Source organism: Hungatella hathewayi WAL-18680, assembly GCF_000235505.1.
GTDB lineage: Bacteria > Bacillota > Clostridia > Lachnospirales > Lachnospiraceae > Hungatella_A > Hungatella_A hathewayi_A.
In genome coordinates this window covers 577,745-593,134 of record NZ_JH379027.1, presented here as the reverse complement: position 1 = coordinate 593,134, position 15,390 = coordinate 577,745, and the positions used below count along the sequence as shown (strand labels likewise).

Sequence of the window (15,390 nt, the reverse complement as noted above, 5' to 3'; positions counted from 1 at the left end):
AACAATCTTTGCCCCGGGGCCCGTCAGCTGGTCCCCAGATTCACCAGCATGGAGAACCGTTTCTCCCCGCGCTGTTCTATGGCATCCTTCATATAGAAGTTGTTGACGAATTTCAGTTCCACAATATTTCCCGGCTTTACCCGGATTTCCTCGTGCATCACATTTTCCGTCAGATGGACCGTGACGGCTTCCTCACCGTCCACATAGATGATGGAAGTCTCATGCCCTTCCAGATTGCCGGGATAAATCATCTCGATGGATATGATTCCATCGGCGCCCGCCATCACCTTGACAACGGCCTCCTCGTCCATCCAGGTATCCTCATAGTAGCCGTACACCCGCTGGCATTTCAAATCCCGGACAAACTGGGTGATGTCCTGGAATCCGTCGAACTTTGTGTCCTCCCGCAGAATCAGCATATTGTCATGGACAAGTCCAACCTCGTCTATGTTGTCGATGAACACCACCTCCGGGCCTGTAAATGCCTTCTTTTTGTCGTACACCTTGAAAAAGGTATCGGCGGTGAACTCGCTCATCTCATACGTATTTCCCAGAATGTAAACCGTCTTGTCAAACAAAGCATCCCCGTATTTCTCGTAGGTCTCCTCCGCCAGGGAGTTGTAGCGCATCTGGTTGGGCCAGTAATACAGCTTCGGATAAAAGCTCCGGTAATAGGTCTGTACCGGGAACATCAATACCACATAAGCCACAAGGATTGCCCCGTAAGGCACAAACTTCTGTATCGCCTTGGTCACCTCCACATGGCTGATAATCACCCCATACATATAGGAGAGATACAACAGCGCGGCGGTGTAGGAGATATAGACCCAGCGCATCTCCACCCGGATGGTGACGCTGGAAGACACAATGCAGGCCCCAATAAAGCAGATAAACAGGATACTGCTGGCCAGCGCCGGAAAACGGTCCTCCTTATGACGGATAGCTGTCACCAGGAAGCAGACCACCATCGCCAGCACAAAGACCAGCGTCCCGTACACCAGGCCGTGAATCCAGAAAGGAGAATCCTTCCACGGAATTCCGTTTAAATGCTCCGGCCCCGCGTTGATTCCAAACATGTAAGCCACCTGGGACAGCGCATATTTGATACTCTGTTTCAGGGAAAATGTATCCGCCACCTGGGTACCGCCGGTCCCCGCCGGAGACAGGCCCCCGATGGTGAGCAGGCGTATCACCTGCACCAGCACAAAGCTGGCAAAGGGGTAGATCCACTGGCGGATATCCCGGTTCTTTTTTAGCAGCAGCACGATAAAGAACAGCGGCAGAAGCACCATATACCGCTCATGGACAAAGCAGACTCCAAAATACAGTCCCACAGCCGTCATATAATATGTGCGGCTCTTGGGCGCGTCGTGAAGGAACTGGAACAGACAGTAAAGAATGCCGATTCCCATCCACAGCGCCATGGTCTCCATCACGCCCAGTCCCTGGGATATCTGATAATAGGACAGATTGCTGAGAAGATAGGCAATACCGGCCAGGAAACCAATCAGCTTGGAACGGCTCAATTTCCAGGCCATACCATACAGGGTAATCGCCACGAGACCATTTAATATGATATTGATAGGCACCATCCACCCCACATGGGTCCCGATAAATGCCATCTCCAGCCAGGATACCAGATAAAACAGAAAGCGGAATCTGCTCCCCCCGATGGGAAAGACATACTCAAAAAACGACTGCTCGCCAAAGCAGGACCACATGTACAAGTCGTCCATGTAAAGGCCCTTAATCTCAATTCCACGGTTGATGAAAAATGCGAATGCCATCAGCAGAATAGCCGCTATCATATGATTTTTCCAAATGTCCACCTGTTTCTTGTTTGTGTTTATTTCCATGTAGTCACTCCTTCCCGACCGCTTCCGATACTCCACTCACGCTTCATCATAGCTGTCGTAAGCCCTGCGGTATCCCTTCATCAGCAGCTTCACCAGAAAGTCAGGCCAGAATTTCCGGTACATATCGGCCTCTTCCCGCTCCCGCCGGTGGTCTTTGATACAGCTCTTGGTGGTCGCTTCCTCGTGGATGCGATAGTACAATAACGGTTTTTCGATACAGATAAAACGCCCGTCCCGCTCCGCCAGCTGGGTCATGGTATCCCAGTCCAGTGCAAACTTGTAGTCCGACTGAAACAGCGGTTCTCCCAGCATTTCCTTATTGTAGGTGCAGGAAGGACACATGATGGGGTTGCCAAACCGCAGGGCGCTTCTCTTGACCGCAGTCAGATGGTTGAGGGCCGGGACGCGAAGGGGAAGCCGAAGCATTTTCTTCACAAACTCCACCTGATCCGGCTTTTGCAGCTGGCCGTGCTTCACAATCACGGCATCCGTGGTCATCACCGACGTGTCTGGATAGCGCTTCCAGCAGTTTTGTACTGTGGCGGCATACTGCCGGTGGTACATATCGTCCTGGTGGGCGATGGTCACCAGCCTGGAATCCGCCATATGATAGGCAAAATTCCAGTCCGCCTGGATGTCGCTCTGTCCGTCTCTCGCAAACACAGGAATCCCGTACTTATCCGCCATCCCCTGGATATAGGGGCTGGGCGTGGAGGTGCACAGGATGATGGTACTGGAGACCGTCTGCTTTTTCAGTGATTTGATGCAGGATTCCAGGTAGGGGGAATCCTTGTAGGCACAGATTGCAAAAGTATGTGCATTCATAGTAAATCCTCTTTATTCTTCGCCAATCGCAAAAAACGACAGCAATGTTTTTTGGTCAAACATGTGGTTGTACTGTAAATAGTCAAACTTGCGAAACAGTGGGTATTCCTTCTTGCTCTTCCAGTTGGTCCAGCTCTCCCAGACGCCGTCGGAGTTGTAATATCCCATCATGTGGACCACCGGTGCCATCTCCCGCATTTGCTCCAGGAAATAGTTGTAATCCGTCATTTCCAGGTTGGCCCGCTCCAGCACCATGTTGGACAGATACTGGGCGCTGAGTTTATCCACCGATTCCGACGGGGTTTCGTAGTTTGTCCACACCAGGAATGGGGTGATGTAGCGTCTCAAGTAGTTCTCCGGGCTCAATTCATCCAGCGGACCGCCGTACAGCGCCTCATAAAATTCCTCCTCCACGCTGGGCTGGTGGTCACCGAACATCACAATCATGGTCGGCTCCTCCACCTGGGAATAGTACTCAAGCAGATATTGTAACGCCTCGTCGGACTCCTTTATCAGAGACAGATACTGCTCCGTCATAGGCATGTCCGCATAGTCCGTCAAATGAACGGATGCCTCGTAATCGTCCTCATATCCGCCATGGTTCTGCATGGTCACGTTGAAGATAAACAGGGGCTGCCCGTCTTCTTTCTGCTCCGTCAGTTCAATGATTTTATCGTAATTCCCCTTATCACTCACATATTTTCTGATAAGAGGAGAATCTTCAAAGTAATCGCCTGCCAGAAACTCGTCAAATCCAAGCTTCCGGTAAGCCTCGTCCCGGTTCCAGTTGGCCGCCGGATAGGGGTGCATGCCTATGGTCCGGTATCCCTGGGCTTTCACCGTTCTTGTCAGCCCGTAGACGGGATTGTTCATATACACCTGAAATGGCACGGAGCCCTCAGGGGCAAATGCCATGGAATTGCCGGTCAGAAACTCATATTCCGAGTTGCAGGTCATGGAACCGAACACCGGCACGTACAGATTCCCCTTGATACAGTTTTCTTCCAGGCTGTGATAATAGGAGAGATAGAGCACATCCGTCTCAAATTCTCCAATCACCTGCAAATCCGAAAAACTCTCATTCATAATACAGATAATGTTGGTGGGAACCACATCCGTGTCCGCTGCCCACCGCAGGTTTTGGGAAGCACGGGCATCTTCCGTCTCCTGCTCGATCTCAGCCAGAACCGTTTTGGAGTAGCCCTCCGGCTTCTTTACGCGGAGATACTCGATGGAGCGGAGCGTTCCCAGCACGTAGCCCGTTTCGCTCAGGGACTCATCCGGGTCCCACATGCTGATTTCGATGTTCAGAGCCGGCACTAGTTTCAGGTAAAACAGGCCCATAAATCCGGTGAAGCAGACTACGGCGGCACCGGCGGCCGTCAAGCGGTATACCCTGGTGCGGAGTTTGACAGGCCATAACCAGGCCAGAATCGTGAGTACTGTCATCACAGCCACGGCCACAAACATGGCGGCTGTGGGCTCATAGGTGTAGTTGCCGGATACGCTCATGGCTGTGCGAAGGGCCAGCGCGTCCCAGATGAGAATCGGCCTTGCCCGGAAGGATACCACGAAGTATTCCGCCATGGCGAGGATTAATAACGATACATTCCATATGGTATAGGCAATCCGCACGGAATTGATGATGGCTGCCAGGGTCCAGTACAGGAGGGCAAACAGGATCAGATTCAGCGCAAGATACGCGCCCCGGATATCCGTCAGGTTACCTGTTATGGACTCGAAGCAGAGGTAGCTGATACAGGGGGTGAGCAGTACCACCCCCGTTTGAATTCCTGTTATCAGTTTTTTATTTTGAAATACTTTCCATTCTGTCACTTATTGCTCGTCCTTCTCTAATGTCTATGATACAAAGAATCTGGCCTCCAGCATCAGGCAGAGGGCGTGGTAGATGGGCAGGTGTAATTCCTGAATCTTAAAGGTCTCCTGCTCCGGAACCACGATTGCCACGTCCGAATTTGCTTTCAGGCGGCCGCCGTCCTTGCCGGTCAGGCCTATGACCTTCATGCCTTTGGCTTTGGCCGTCATGCAGGCGTACTCGATATTTTTCGCATTGCCGGAGGTGGAGATGCCCAGGAAGACGTCGCCTTCCCGGCCGTAGCCGCACACCTGCTGGGCGTATATCATTTCCCCGTCCACGTCATTTAAAAATGCGGTGGCAAGGCCAGGGTGGCCGGTCAATGCGATGGCCGGAAGCGCCTCCTGCAGGCCTGACGCCAGTTTTTCTCCTTTTTCGCCGCCGATGGATTTGAGTTTTTCCTGTAAATCATCGGGAAGAGGGCGTCTCTTTACAAAGCCCTTCATCAGTTCTCCCACGATGTGCTCCGCGTCGGCGCAGCTGCCGCCGTTGCCGGCCACCAGAAGTTTGCCGCCATTCCTGTAACTGGCCTCCAAAAGCTCATAGGCCGCCTGGATTTCCGTTTTGAGCGGTGCAAGCACCGGGTATCTCACTATCAGTTCTTCCAAATAACCGTTTCCGTCCATCTCTGTCCTCTCCCCTTCTCTATTGCTCTCTGTCAATAATGTACCTGGCTGCGCCCATAAGAGTTTCCGCGTAAAAATCATAGGCTGATGCCTCCTGTTCCCTGTAAATGGCGGCGCCATATCCGGTGCCCACCAGGATGCTATGGACGCCATAGTTTCTTCCCGCTTCCACATCCAGGAGTTTGTCCCCTATCATATAGGAATGCGCCTTGTCAATCTGGTAATACTGCTCCGCCATCTTGAACATCCCGGTTCCCGGCTTGCGGCAGTCACACTCGATTTTGTACTCCCCAATCCCGTGCTCCGGGTGATGAGGGCAGTAAAAGAAGTAATCAATGTGCGCCCCGTCTTTTTCCAGCAGCTCATTTAAGTATGCGTGGAGATGTTCCACCTCCTGGCAGGTATAGTAGCCTCTGGCCACCCCCGCCTGGTTCGTCACCACCACAATCCGGAATCCGGCTTCCCGAAGCGCCCGGATGGCCTCCGGCACACCCGGAAGAAGCACTAAGTCCTCCGGCTTATGCAGGTAATGCACCTCCTGGTTAATCGTCCCGTCTCTGTCCAAAAATACAACTCTGTCCATGTCGTCCACCAATTCTAAAATTTGAATTCATAGGATTTGTCCGGCATTTTCACGCTGACCTTATCGTAGGTCCAGCGCTCCTCATCCGCTATCCACGCCTGCGCGCCACGCAGCTCAAAATTCCAGTCCGCCAGCTGGCCGCCCACCTCTTCCATCCGGGCCGCCACCTTGTGCTTCACATTGTAAGGGCAGTACATCAACAGATATCCGCCGCCGCCGGCTCCCAGCAGCTTCCCGCCAAGGGCTCCTGCCTTCTTGGCCTCCTCGTACAGCTCATCGATCTGTGGGTTGGTTATCTTGCTGCTCATCCTCTTCTTGCTCTCCCAGCCGTAGTCTAACAACTTGCCGAAGCTGTGAAGGTTGCCTTTTAGCAGCTCGTCCTTCATGGCATAGGCCAGGGCCTTCACCTCGCACATGGCGTCGAAGGCGTCTTTCTTGGTATAGTTATTCACCTGGTCCTTGATAATATTGGCCGACACGTGTATCTTGCCGGTGTAACACAACAGCAGGTTATACTGTAATTCGTGGATGACATCCTTCTTAATCCGCAGAGGATTCACCACCACGTTATTTCTCCCGTGGAACTCAATAAAATTAAAGCCGCCGAAGGTGGACGCATACTGGTCCTGATAACCGCCGTCAATCTTCAAATCCTCCCGCTCCACCTGATAGGCCAAATCCGCCAGTGCGTAGGCATCCAGCTCCACGCCCTTCCATTTCGCCATGGCAATGAGAAGAGATACCATCACCGTGGAGGAAGTCCCAAGTCCGGACCCTGGAGGCGCATCACACTGGAGGTACACCTCGCATCCTTCCTTAATATCCATCGCCTTCAATGCAGCCGTCACCAAATCCAGGCGGCCGTCATACACATAGTTTTCCCTGGTATTGTACTTTACAGTCATATCGAAATCCAGAGAATGTACAATAATCTGGTCATCCATCCTGGGTACAATGGAGCAGTACGCATACTTGTTGATGGTGCTTCCGATAATCGCTCCCCCCTGCTCCACGCAAAACGGCGCCACATCCGTGCCGCCCCCGCCGAAACTAACCCGGAGGGGCGCCCTTCCTCTGATTACCATACTACGACTCCTTTCTCCACATCCTCAATAAACCGATAGTAGTCCTCCGGGATTCCAATATCAATAAAATACCCGTCGTTCACAATCCCGCCAAGCCGTCTGCCTTCCGACAGCCACTTCGGAATCATCTCCTGCTCCAAAGACACCTTTCCCTCCGGAATCTCATCAATCAGCCCCCGAGACAGCAGATAAATCCCGCCGTTAATCGTTCCCGGTCTTGCCTCCGCCACTTTCTCATTAAATCCAACCAGCAGATGGTCCTGAAGAGTCGCCTGCCCATACCTGGACACATCCGGCACCTCCCGAAGCACCAGCGCCATATCAAGCGCCTTCTCCTCCCCCAGTCTCACCAGTCTTGTATAATCAATCTGATAGAAGGTATCCGCATTCAGCACAAACGCCTTGTCCTCGTTCATAAAACGGGCCGCATTCTTAATCGCCCCCGCCGTCCCCAGCAGAGTCTCCTCATAGGCATAGGACACCATCACCCCAAACCGGCTCCCGTCCCCAAAATACTCCTCCACCATAGACCCCTTATAACCAACCGCAAAGATAATATCCTGGATTCCATGGCGCGCCAATTCATGAACCACGTATTCCATAAACGGCTTATCCCCAATCAACGCCATCGGCTTCGGCCTGTCACTCACCACACTCTGCAACCTAGTCCCCAGCCCCCCGGCCAACAAAATCGCCTGCATCCTAACTCCTCCGTTCCAACGCTCGTAAAAATAGACATATTCGGTGTAAGTATACCATTTTTCGTATCTCCTTACCACTAGATTGTCGGATATTAAAGTTTTTTTAAGAAAAAGGACAAAAGCGTAAAGTACTTTTGCCCTCTTTAAATATTATAAAGTTAATAGTTCTGAATTAAGTGCAGACATAGCCATACCTTATTCAATTAGACCCCTCATTTAGAATATTCAGTAATAATTCTATCCCCCGAATTTAATTCAATTTCAAGCATATACACATTGTCATTAACTAGCCGTACATCCGATGAACAAACATACTTCCCTTTTCCCCACTTTTTTTGTGAATACTTTAAAAATCAAATTTACGAATTACTAGAGTCAATAAAACTACTCCATTAAAATCAATTAAATCGAACGAATTAATTTAATAAAACTCGAACAATAATTGCTCTTTTTTAAATTCTCCAAACGCTTGTTCAATTTGATGCTTAAGGCAATTATTATTGTACAAAAATTCTATGTATTGCTTTATTTTTTTGACAGAAATTTTTTGCTCCGCTTCCAATACTTCAAAGTAACAATTTCTTTGTAACAATATTACTTCTTTTGGAATATCATCTACTTTAAATTTGCCTGTTCTTCCAAGTAAATATTTTTCAAAGTTAGGGCTTTCAACCACTTGAATCTTTAATTCATACTCATATAGTTCCATTCTTCTTTCACCCAATACGTAATATGGCATTATTATACAATCGTCCGCGCTTACATAAGCCTCACATATTTTTTTAATTTCCTCATAGAATCCTACAAGACTATAAAGCACTTCACCATTAGAAAGTTCTGTTGCATTTAATGAATTTATAATAGCCTGTATATTTTTCATATATCACCTCTATATTCGAATATATGGGACTATAACGCTCGTATCTGGCCCTAAGTTAATTGCTTTATTAGTAGTCAAATCGTTCTGTAATTTGTTAACCCAATTTTTTGCAGTTCCGCATCCCATCAGGCAATCATGATGATTAAAACATATCAAATACTCTGTCGTAAAATTGGTGATATAAAATTCAAATCCATACATTTCTGAGAGTAATTTATATAAATCATTTCCTCCTTTAAATACTATAATAGAATCATCATCATCAAAAAACATCAAACATTTTTTTGCATTTACATAGTCTGCAATTAAAGTCCAGCCATCTTTGTTATTAACTATTGAAAAATCCAAAAAACTTTCCCATAAAAAAGTACTTTTATTTTTATTAGAATATTTTTGCAAAATTCTATTTTTAATCATTTGGGCCTGCTCTAATGAAAGTATCTCTATAGAAATTTTATTGGCTTTAGCAATTTTTTCTATTTCGTAACTAGTTTTCATTTATTATACCTCTTAGCTGTGAATTACTAAAAAACATTACAACAAACTGCATAAATATACATGAAATGCGTCTAATAACTGTTCTACTGGACACCAACTTCTTCAACCATCTCCAATTCATCTTCCCAAGGAGCATGGCATATGATATTTCCTTACTTAGTCAAAATAACCAGGGTGAAATATCTGCTGGTTAAAAAGACTATACCAAAGACGGCCTAACCTTGGGAGACATCCCCCGGCAAAGCCGGGCAATGTGTACTAGGCATTATTCTCAGTTTTTGCCCCAAAAAAAGTCTTTATCATCATATTCCGTTTTCTGTATAGAGATATTCTGACAAATAATTTTTGCAAATAATAAACTGGTGTTTAGATTTACTTCCATAAAATTGTTCATTGTTTGATTATTCACCGTTATCTCTTGTACATAATGTCCTAATTGAACTCTTTTCATATCCTTAACTTCTAATCCCTTTCTCCGCTCTGTATCCATTGAATCTGTTCTATAGTCCACCTGATAACACAACAAAAATTTAACAATGTAACATGTCCGTTTCGAATTATTGTTATCTACGCAATAATCTCCGCTATCTATTACTATCTTTACCTCGTCACCAAAATAATTAATAGAAAAATCCAAAACTTCACAGTCCCAATAATTCATCATATTAATTTGTTTTTGCAAATCTTCATTTTTCATAGCTGATCTCCATTCACAGTTTACAGTTATTTTAAAGGTATATGTGCGCCCTGACTTTTCGAATTAATAATATTCCCATTCAAATCTAATGGTTTTTTATTAACATCATAATAGTGCTTATGCGGATATGTTGTTGCGCTATCAGGTGGGTCTATTCTACTCCTTATTGTTCCATCATTATCCCTAATATGCGAACTTAACACATACTGTTCGTAACCGATAACCTTTATTGCCCTGGCTCCCGGTATTCCATATGTTTTTTTAGCATCCCATACACAATATTTACTAAACATCTCGCAATACAGATCAGTGCCTGCTGTTTATGCTTTCCTTCTTCCACTTTCCGCAGATAATACTCCCGGAAATCTGAGACAATAACTAATTTTTTCTTATTTCCCTAATTAAAGGGGTTATTTCATAACAATCTTCTAAATCTTCTTTATCACAAGACCAGTCATCAATTAAATCCATATATAGATTTAAATCCTTTTTTAGAATATTTCGTAACTTACTTGAATAATCAGAGTTAAATCCTTCTTTCCCAACATAATCATTATATGACTCTAAAATTAGTTGCATTAATGTCCGTTTCTCATCTGAACTCAACTTATTATTTATGTAATAATCAAAAAAATCCTCTAATCTATTTGGGTCAGCCACCTCATATTCCCAATCTTGAGTAAAAACATCTCCACTATGTAAATTTAATTCTTTAGCCAGCCTTTCAACGGCCTTTTTTGTTGCATAACTCATACTTCCTCCATTATTGAAATAAATAACTAAACGAGAACGTGGTTCTAATTATTCGATTTAACTTAACAATAACTTAGCAATATCAGCAGTTGCTTCTGTTCTTGTCCAACTTGACGTCCCAGATTTCTTGCTCTAACTAAAAAACGGCATAACCTCTTGGGACATCGCCTTACAAAGCCGAGCAAAACTATCTTTCAAATATAACAATATTTGTTTCAACATCTTTCTTTTTTCTATAATTAATAAAATCCATATCATTTAGGTAATCTTTATATACTACCCAGGCAATAATATTTTGGGACTTTTTAATTACATCGGAATTTTCTTTTTCGTATTGAAAATTTGTTTCTAATCCAATACCTAAAATTCGAAATTCTATATTTAGTTGTCCCTCCACCTCCTCAAAAATCTGATAAAACTTTTGAAAATAATGTTTATTTCTTGAATTAATTTCATCCGCATCTAAATCTGGATATCCCTCCGTATTAATCCATAGATTGTAAACATACTCTTCATTGATTTTTTCAATATAAATTCCTGCATCTTTAAAATAATTACTTTTTAAATTGATGACGGCAATCTTTGCTTCTTCTAATGATTTGCTAATCGAAAATAAATCTTGCATTTTTTTCTGATTCGTCCACGTCCAATCATCAATTGTAGAAATTTTTTCCATTGTAATCTCTAACTTGTGAATTTTAGGATTCTGTAATACACGTTCCAAATCAATAAATCTTCTGCATATTAAATTGAATTCCAATATTATGGCCATATAACACCTCCATTCTTGGCAGCATCAGTTACACTTCCACTATCTGCACCTGAATATAAACTAACCAAATCTCAGTTTTCTTTAATCCTCACTAAAGCGTCCAAAAGCATACCAACTATGGATAATGCTAATTCATCCTGGTCAATGCACAATGTATTCTTTGTAAACACCATTAAGTCCCAAAAAACAGAGTCGAAATGTACGATGTTTAAAGGCTGGGGGCTTAACGCCACCAGCCTGAAAACATTACCCAAATTAATTAGCCTGTCGGTTTAATTTGAAACAAAGGTATTTCTCTCCAAATCATCCGAAACAATCAGGGGTGAAATATATGCTAGTTAAAAAAGTTATGTCAAAGTACAGCATAACTTCTTAGGATATCGCCCAACAAAACCGGTAATTTTTCTACTCAAACAGCATTGGCAATTCTTCGTTTAATGGTTTACGTACTACTTTTTTATCCGCATATTCTTTCTTACATGCACCATACTTTTTGTAATTATCTCTAGCTTCATTTAACGATATCTTATTAGGTCCTATACTTTTTTCTGGATGTTTTTGTGCTACCATGTCAAATTGCCAAAAACACACCTCACAAATATCTGTAATTATTTCTTCATCATTTTCAATCGTATAAAATCCACAACAAGGGCACTTTTTTTTCAAATAATTCACCTCCATCTCATTAAGGAGCATATAATTCTATTTGCTCTAACCAATATGTCAGTCCCTCTTCTGGTTTGAAATATGTAGAAATCCCTCCATACTCATTTATAATACCAAACTCATTGGTATTTGTATCGTATCTAAAGTACGTCCCTGCCTTTGATACAAAAGATTGAGTAGTTGAAGTTGGATCCTTTTCCAGAAAATTTCGTGCATCATTTAAGTAATCTTCTGGTGATTCATAACCGCGTTTACCTGCATGTTTATCTAAGGTACTTTTACCCTTGTCATTTACAAAATCATTCTCCCGTTTTCGTTCTCCGAGATATTTTTGTCCCTCATACTTAGTATTACTATCCCCCTCAGCAACCTGTTCCGCCTTCTCCCGGTTCACATCACCCCTGGCGCTCCCGGAAAACTGTATGATAGAACCCGCTATACCGCCTGCTGCTACTATGCCTACTGCTATCACTACACCTGATGATAATACTACCCCGCCTTCCAGCGCAAGTCCTGATGCTGAACCTTTGATAGCACCGTAGCTGACACTTCCTCCTCCGCTGCTTCCCAGCATCCCTAACAGCTCGGCCAGCATGGTCAGTGGTGACGTCATGATTTCTCCCAGGCCTGCGTACATATCATCTACCAGTGCTTTCCCATAATAGTAAGCACTGGCATCCAAATTCTCGACAGCATATTTATATTCTCTGTCAGTGCCTAGTATTGCTTGCAACAATTCAAGCATATCCATTTTATCCTGGCCAATAAGATTAACACCACTATAGTAAAGCGATTCCGTATACATTCCCAGCAAGTAGCTGCCTACACTTAACTGGACTTCCTCCCAATCAATACAAAGCGTATCTTCACTGAGTGCAACTGCAATCATTATATGGCTCGATATGATGCCAAATACTGCTCCTGTTGATGATCTAAGCGGCATGTCCTTGGAACTATCAAGGAGTTTACCTGCAACTTTCATTGCAGCTTTTTTCAGTCCGTTGAACTTCCCTTCGTTTCCTTTATCAACCCCAACCGACGTATGTCCGCTCGGATCCACATAATTTAGCGGGCTGTTCTTGACATACGCGTACCGGTTCAAGGTCAACGGGTCCGTGATATCTCCTAGATAGGTGTCCTCCTGGAAGAATCTTCCCTGGTTTGCATTATAATACCTGGCTCTCAGGTATTCAAGTCCTGTATTTGGATTGTAGCTTTCACCGTTGTATCCGTAGAAATCTACATGGTCCGTGGTTCCAAGCGTTACCTGGCCGTAGGGGTCGTATTGGTAGACTGCCGTTACCCTGGATTTGTCCCAGGTGACTCCTGTTACGCTTCCGCGGCCGTCATATAGATAAAAACTGGTCTCATTTTGAATGACATCCCTTGCCTCGGTCCAGATGCTGTTGCGGGAATTCCTCTGGTTTCCGGCATAGCTGTACGAATCCGTCGCCTCACTATTTACCGTGTATGCAGTCAACACCTCCGTGTACTGGCGGTTTGTGTCATTGACATACTCGGTCAAATCATAGGCACGTCATGTGGTGGAGCAGATGTAACTGAACAGTTCCCCTTCTGCCGTCAGGCTTCCGTCCTCGTTTTTACTGTGAGCCGGCATGAAGATTTCTCCACTCACATTTTTTCCATAGCCGCAGACCGCATCCGGATTGTAATTCAGCTGGAAGGTCCTGTTTCCATCTCCGTCGTAGGCCGCTGCCATCAACAGTCTCTGGGTATCATACACCGCCGCCAGACGATTCTCCGTATCATACTGGTAACGGACTTCGGCACAGTTTTTATAACACTCCGCCGTCAAGTTCCCGTTGGCGTCATAGGTAAAGGTATACTTCTCTTCATCTGATTGTCCATGTTGTAAGTATAAAGACATCGCCCAAAAGTGCCGGACGATGTCTTCTTAAATTAGACCACGTATATAAAATATTTAGTAATAATTCATCCCTTGAATTTGATTCAATTTCCCCAGGCGTTCTCTTGCCCCTGAGATGCATTGTGACAGCACGTATGCCAATTTTAACCTCACCTTTGGAAGCAATACCACAGCGCTGATATTACGTTGGGCCGATTTAGAACACCATCTTTTTATGCTCTAAATAATCAGGTTCGAAATGTGGGCTGTTTAAAGAGCTTATGCCATAGGGAGGCATAACCTCGAGAAACATCGCCCGGCAAAGCAGGGCGAATAAAATCAATGTCTATTCTCATCAGCACACATCAAATAAAATGGGGGCCTTATATTTCTCGAGGTCCTGCGATAACCATAATCCCTCTTGAGGTCTATACGTATGAAATCTTAAGACTGCTCTATCACTATCTGATAAAATTATACAAAATTTTCTGTTAGGAAACTTCTTTAGTAACTGGAATTTTATTTCATCTAAAAAAATTAATAAGGACTCATTAAAAAGCTCATTAGGAAGCAATATCTCGTTATGGCTAACTTCATAACCTGTGAAGTCTTTATTTACTTTTAAGACAATACTCCAGTTTATTTTTTTTGTTCTAAATTGCCGTTTTCATCATACAACACACAATCATTAATACATTTTACCTGTGAAACTATATCCTCACAGATAGCAACTATAGTTTTTTTATTCATTCCTCCTTTTTGTTTTAATATTTTCTCCATTTTTTGATTCATCTTTAACATTAATTTTCTCCTAAATATTTCAATGCTTTATCAATGGCTTTGCTAAATTTGGAATCTTTAAGTAATTTTTGAACACTGTTGGGAGCTAATTCTCCACTGTCCCCATCATAAAAATACTCACCCTCCACATCATACATTCATTTATTATTTTTAGCATCGTGATAATGAATTTGCCCTGGTCGTTCACCTGGAGCTGGATTTTCAACATCTAAACGTTCTGTTTTTCCATTTTGCCATGTTGTTTTACTCTCGAAGTCAGTTCCATTTTCTCCGAGCATATGCTGAGTCTCACTATCCCTCTCAGCAGCCTTCTCCGCCTTCTTCCGATTCTCCTCCGCTCTGGCATTCCCATCGGACTCCATGATGGAACCAGCCTCTCCTGCGGCAGCTAGTACTCCTACTCCTATTACTATACCGTTTGACAGTTCCAAACTGCTTCCCATTTGGATTCCCGCTACGGAATTTCCTGCCATTCCATAGCTGACGCTTCCTCCTCCGCCTGTGCCAAACATTCCCAGCGCTTCTGCCAGCATGCCTAATGGGGACGACATCACTTCTCCCACACTTGCATACATTTCATCCACCAGGGCTTTTCCTTTGTAATAGGCTTCTCCATCTAAGTATCTTACCGCATATTCGTACTCGCTGTCTGACATACTGGCTATGGATAATGCTATCTCACCCGGGTCCATACACAACGTATTTTTTCCAGACTTACTGCAAACACCATTCAGACAGAATAATCAGAGAAAAATGTGTGCAACTTCTTAGGTTGGGTGGCTTAACGCCACCCAACCTAGAGAGATATCACCCTTTGACACCAAGCAATAAAAGCTTATTCTACCATCACTACCATTTTTCTTCCAACAGCATATTGTAAAACTACAAGATATAAACGCCTTAC

The 15,390-nt window shown here is 44.4% G+C and carries 19 protein-coding genes; all 19 read right to left on the bottom strand.

Translation table 11 applies throughout. The features are described from left to right. Positions 1 to 23 precede the first annotated feature (23 nt). Entirely contained in the window at positions 24 to 1,856 is a 1,833-nt protein-coding gene (locus tag HMPREF9473_RS02745; RefSeq protein WP_006778530.1) for a hypothetical protein, read from the bottom strand. A 36-nt stretch (positions 1,857 to 1,892) separates the two neighbouring features. Beyond that, positions 1,893 to 2,681 (bottom strand): glycosyltransferase family 2 protein, encoded by a 789-nt coding sequence (locus HMPREF9473_RS02740; protein WP_006778529.1) that lies wholly within the window; start codon positions 2,679 to 2,681, stop codon positions 1,893 to 1,895. Between the two features lie 12 nt (positions 2,682 to 2,693). Beyond that, positions 2,694 to 4,517 carry an LTA synthase family protein gene (locus HMPREF9473_RS02735; protein ID WP_006778528.1) on the bottom strand — a complete coding sequence of 608 codons (1,824 nt, stop codon included), beginning with the start codon at positions 4,515 to 4,517 and terminating at the stop codon, positions 2,694 to 2,696. 24 nt (positions 4,518 to 4,541) lie between these two features. Then, a complete protein-coding gene (locus tag HMPREF9473_RS02730) occupies positions 4,542 to 5,183 on the bottom strand; it encodes a D-sedoheptulose-7-phosphate isomerase (RefSeq protein WP_034857852.1) in 642 nt (213 codons plus the stop codon). A 19-nt stretch (positions 5,184 to 5,202) separates the two neighbouring features. Further along, positions 5,203 to 5,766, bottom strand: coding sequence for a D-glycero-beta-D-manno-heptose 1,7-bisphosphate 7-phosphatase (gene gmhB, locus HMPREF9473_RS02725; protein ID WP_006778526.1), 564 nt, complete (start codon positions 5,764 to 5,766; stop codon positions 5,203 to 5,205). 14 nt (positions 5,767 to 5,780) lie between these two features. Then, positions 5,781 to 6,851 carry a GHMP kinase gene (locus HMPREF9473_RS02720; protein WP_006778525.1) on the bottom strand — a complete coding sequence of 357 codons (1,071 nt, stop codon included), beginning with the start codon at positions 6,849 to 6,851 and terminating at the stop codon, positions 5,781 to 5,783. Then, positions 6,845 to 7,552, bottom strand: coding sequence for a nucleotidyltransferase family protein (locus HMPREF9473_RS02715; RefSeq protein ID WP_006778524.1), 708 nt, complete (start codon positions 7,550 to 7,552; stop codon positions 6,845 to 6,847). The genes HMPREF9473_RS02720 and HMPREF9473_RS02715 overlap by 7 nt, the downstream gene beginning before the upstream one ends. A gap of 421 nt (positions 7,553 to 7,973) precedes the next feature. Next, positions 7,974 to 8,432, bottom strand: a complete 459-nt coding sequence (locus tag HMPREF9473_RS02710) for a hypothetical protein (protein ID WP_006778523.1) — start codon at positions 8,430 to 8,432, stop codon at positions 7,974 to 7,976. 9 nt (positions 8,433 to 8,441) lie between these two features. Then, complete coding sequence (locus HMPREF9473_RS02705) at positions 8,442 to 8,930, bottom strand: DUF6756 family protein (protein ID WP_006778522.1); 489 nt, start codon at positions 8,928 to 8,930, stop codon at positions 8,442 to 8,444. 271 nt (positions 8,931 to 9,201) lie between these two features. Next, positions 9,202 to 9,627, bottom strand: coding sequence for a hypothetical protein (locus tag HMPREF9473_RS02700; RefSeq protein ID WP_006778521.1), 426 nt, complete (start codon positions 9,625 to 9,627; stop codon positions 9,202 to 9,204). A 26-nt stretch (positions 9,628 to 9,653) separates the two neighbouring features. After that, positions 9,654 to 9,920 carry a hypothetical protein gene (locus HMPREF9473_RS27895; protein WP_207636778.1) on the bottom strand — a complete coding sequence of 89 codons (267 nt, stop codon included), beginning with the start codon at positions 9,918 to 9,920 and terminating at the stop codon, positions 9,654 to 9,656. Positions 9,921 to 10,005: 85 nt separating this feature from the next. Next, positions 10,006 to 10,380 (bottom strand): hypothetical protein, encoded by a 375-nt coding sequence (locus tag HMPREF9473_RS02695; protein WP_006778520.1) that lies wholly within the window; start codon positions 10,378 to 10,380, stop codon positions 10,006 to 10,008. Positions 10,381 to 10,567: 187 nt separating this feature from the next. Further along, entirely contained in the window at positions 10,568 to 11,152 is a 585-nt protein-coding gene (locus HMPREF9473_RS02690) for a hypothetical protein (RefSeq protein ID WP_006778519.1), read from the bottom strand. Between the two features lie 405 nt (positions 11,153 to 11,557). After that, positions 11,558 to 11,827 carry a CPCC family cysteine-rich protein gene (locus HMPREF9473_RS02685; RefSeq protein ID WP_242830822.1) on the bottom strand — a complete coding sequence of 90 codons (270 nt, stop codon included), beginning with the start codon at positions 11,825 to 11,827 and terminating at the stop codon, positions 11,558 to 11,560. A gap of 10 nt (positions 11,828 to 11,837) precedes the next feature. Further along, positions 11,838 to 13,298 (bottom strand): RHS repeat-associated core domain-containing protein, encoded by a 1,461-nt coding sequence (locus HMPREF9473_RS28010; RefSeq protein ID WP_242830766.1) that lies wholly within the window; start codon positions 13,296 to 13,298, stop codon positions 11,838 to 11,840. Between the two features lie 57 nt (positions 13,299 to 13,355). Further along, positions 13,356 to 13,706 (bottom strand): RHS repeat domain-containing protein, encoded by a 351-nt coding sequence (locus HMPREF9473_RS28005; protein WP_006778516.1) that lies wholly within the window; start codon positions 13,704 to 13,706, stop codon positions 13,356 to 13,358. A 618-nt stretch (positions 13,707 to 14,324) separates the two neighbouring features. Continuing rightward, positions 14,325 to 14,486, bottom strand: a complete 162-nt coding sequence (locus HMPREF9473_RS27170; protein WP_006778515.1) for a hypothetical protein — start codon at positions 14,484 to 14,486, stop codon at positions 14,325 to 14,327. Beyond that, positions 14,486 to 14,623: a hypothetical protein gene (locus tag HMPREF9473_RS27890; protein ID WP_187388683.1), complete on the bottom strand. Its 138-nt coding sequence runs from the start codon at positions 14,621 to 14,623 to the stop codon at positions 14,486 to 14,488. The genes HMPREF9473_RS27170 and HMPREF9473_RS27890 overlap by 1 nt, the downstream gene beginning before the upstream one ends. After that, positions 14,624 to 15,142, bottom strand: coding sequence for a hypothetical protein (locus HMPREF9473_RS25910; RefSeq protein WP_138669848.1), 519 nt, complete (start codon positions 15,140 to 15,142; stop codon positions 14,624 to 14,626). It lies immediately after the preceding gene. Positions 15,143 to 15,390 lie beyond the last annotated feature (248 nt).

What these genes read in the sequence shown, in the direction of transcription:
- HMPREF9473_RS02745 (WP_006778530.1), bottom strand. Translation starts at nt 1,856, where the DNA reads ATGGAAATAAACACAAACAAGAAACAGGTGGACATTTGGAAAAATCAT.
- HMPREF9473_RS02740 (WP_006778529.1), bottom strand. Translation starts at nt 2,681, where the DNA reads ATGAATGCACATACTTTTGCAATCTGTGCCTACAAGGATTCCCCCTAC.
- HMPREF9473_RS02730 (WP_034857852.1), bottom strand. Translation starts at nt 5,183, where the DNA reads ATGGACGGAAACGGTTATTTGGAAGAACTGATAGTGAGATACCCGGTG.
- gmhB (WP_006778526.1), bottom strand. Translation starts at nt 5,766, where the DNA reads ATGGACAGAGTTGTATTTTTGGACAGAGACGGGACGATTAACCAGGAG.
- HMPREF9473_RS02720 (WP_006778525.1), bottom strand. Translation starts at nt 6,851, where the DNA reads ATGGTAATCAGAGGAAGGGCGCCCCTCCGGGTTAGTTTCGGCGGGGGC.
- HMPREF9473_RS02715 (WP_006778524.1), bottom strand. Translation starts at nt 7,552, where the DNA reads ATGCAGGCGATTTTGTTGGCCGGGGGGCTGGGGACTAGGTTGCAGAGT.
- HMPREF9473_RS02710 (WP_006778523.1), bottom strand. Translation starts at nt 8,432, where the DNA reads ATGAAAAATATACAGGCTATTATAAATTCATTAAATGCAACAGAACTT.
- HMPREF9473_RS02705 (WP_006778522.1), bottom strand. Translation starts at nt 8,930, where the DNA reads ATGAAAACTAGTTACGAAATAGAAAAAATTGCTAAAGCCAATAAAATT.
- HMPREF9473_RS02700 (WP_006778521.1), bottom strand. Translation starts at nt 9,627, where the DNA reads ATGAAAAATGAAGATTTGCAAAAACAAATTAATATGATGAATTATTGG.
- HMPREF9473_RS27895 (WP_207636778.1), bottom strand. Translation starts at nt 9,920, where the DNA reads ATGTTTAGTAAATATTGTGTATGGGATGCTAAAAAAACATATGGAATA.
- HMPREF9473_RS02695 (WP_006778520.1), bottom strand. Translation starts at nt 10,380, where the DNA reads ATGAGTTATGCAACAAAAAAGGCCGTTGAAAGGCTGGCTAAAGAATTA.
- HMPREF9473_RS02690 (WP_006778519.1), bottom strand. Translation starts at nt 11,152, where the DNA reads ATGGCCATAATATTGGAATTCAATTTAATATGCAGAAGATTTATTGAT.
- HMPREF9473_RS28005 (WP_006778516.1), bottom strand. Translation starts at nt 13,706, where the DNA reads ATGTCTTTATACTTACAACATGGACAATCAGATGAAGAGAAGTATACC.
- HMPREF9473_RS27170 (WP_006778515.1), bottom strand. Translation starts at nt 14,486, where the DNA reads ATGTTAAAGATGAATCAAAAAATGGAGAAAATATTAAAACAAAAAGGA.
- HMPREF9473_RS27890 (WP_187388683.1), bottom strand. Translation starts at nt 14,623, where the DNA reads ATGTATGATGTGGAGGGTGAGTATTTTTATGATGGGGACAGTGGAGAA.
- HMPREF9473_RS25910 (WP_138669848.1), bottom strand. Translation starts at nt 15,142, where the DNA reads ATGTCAGACAGCGAGTACGAATATGCGGTAAGATACTTAGATGGAGAA.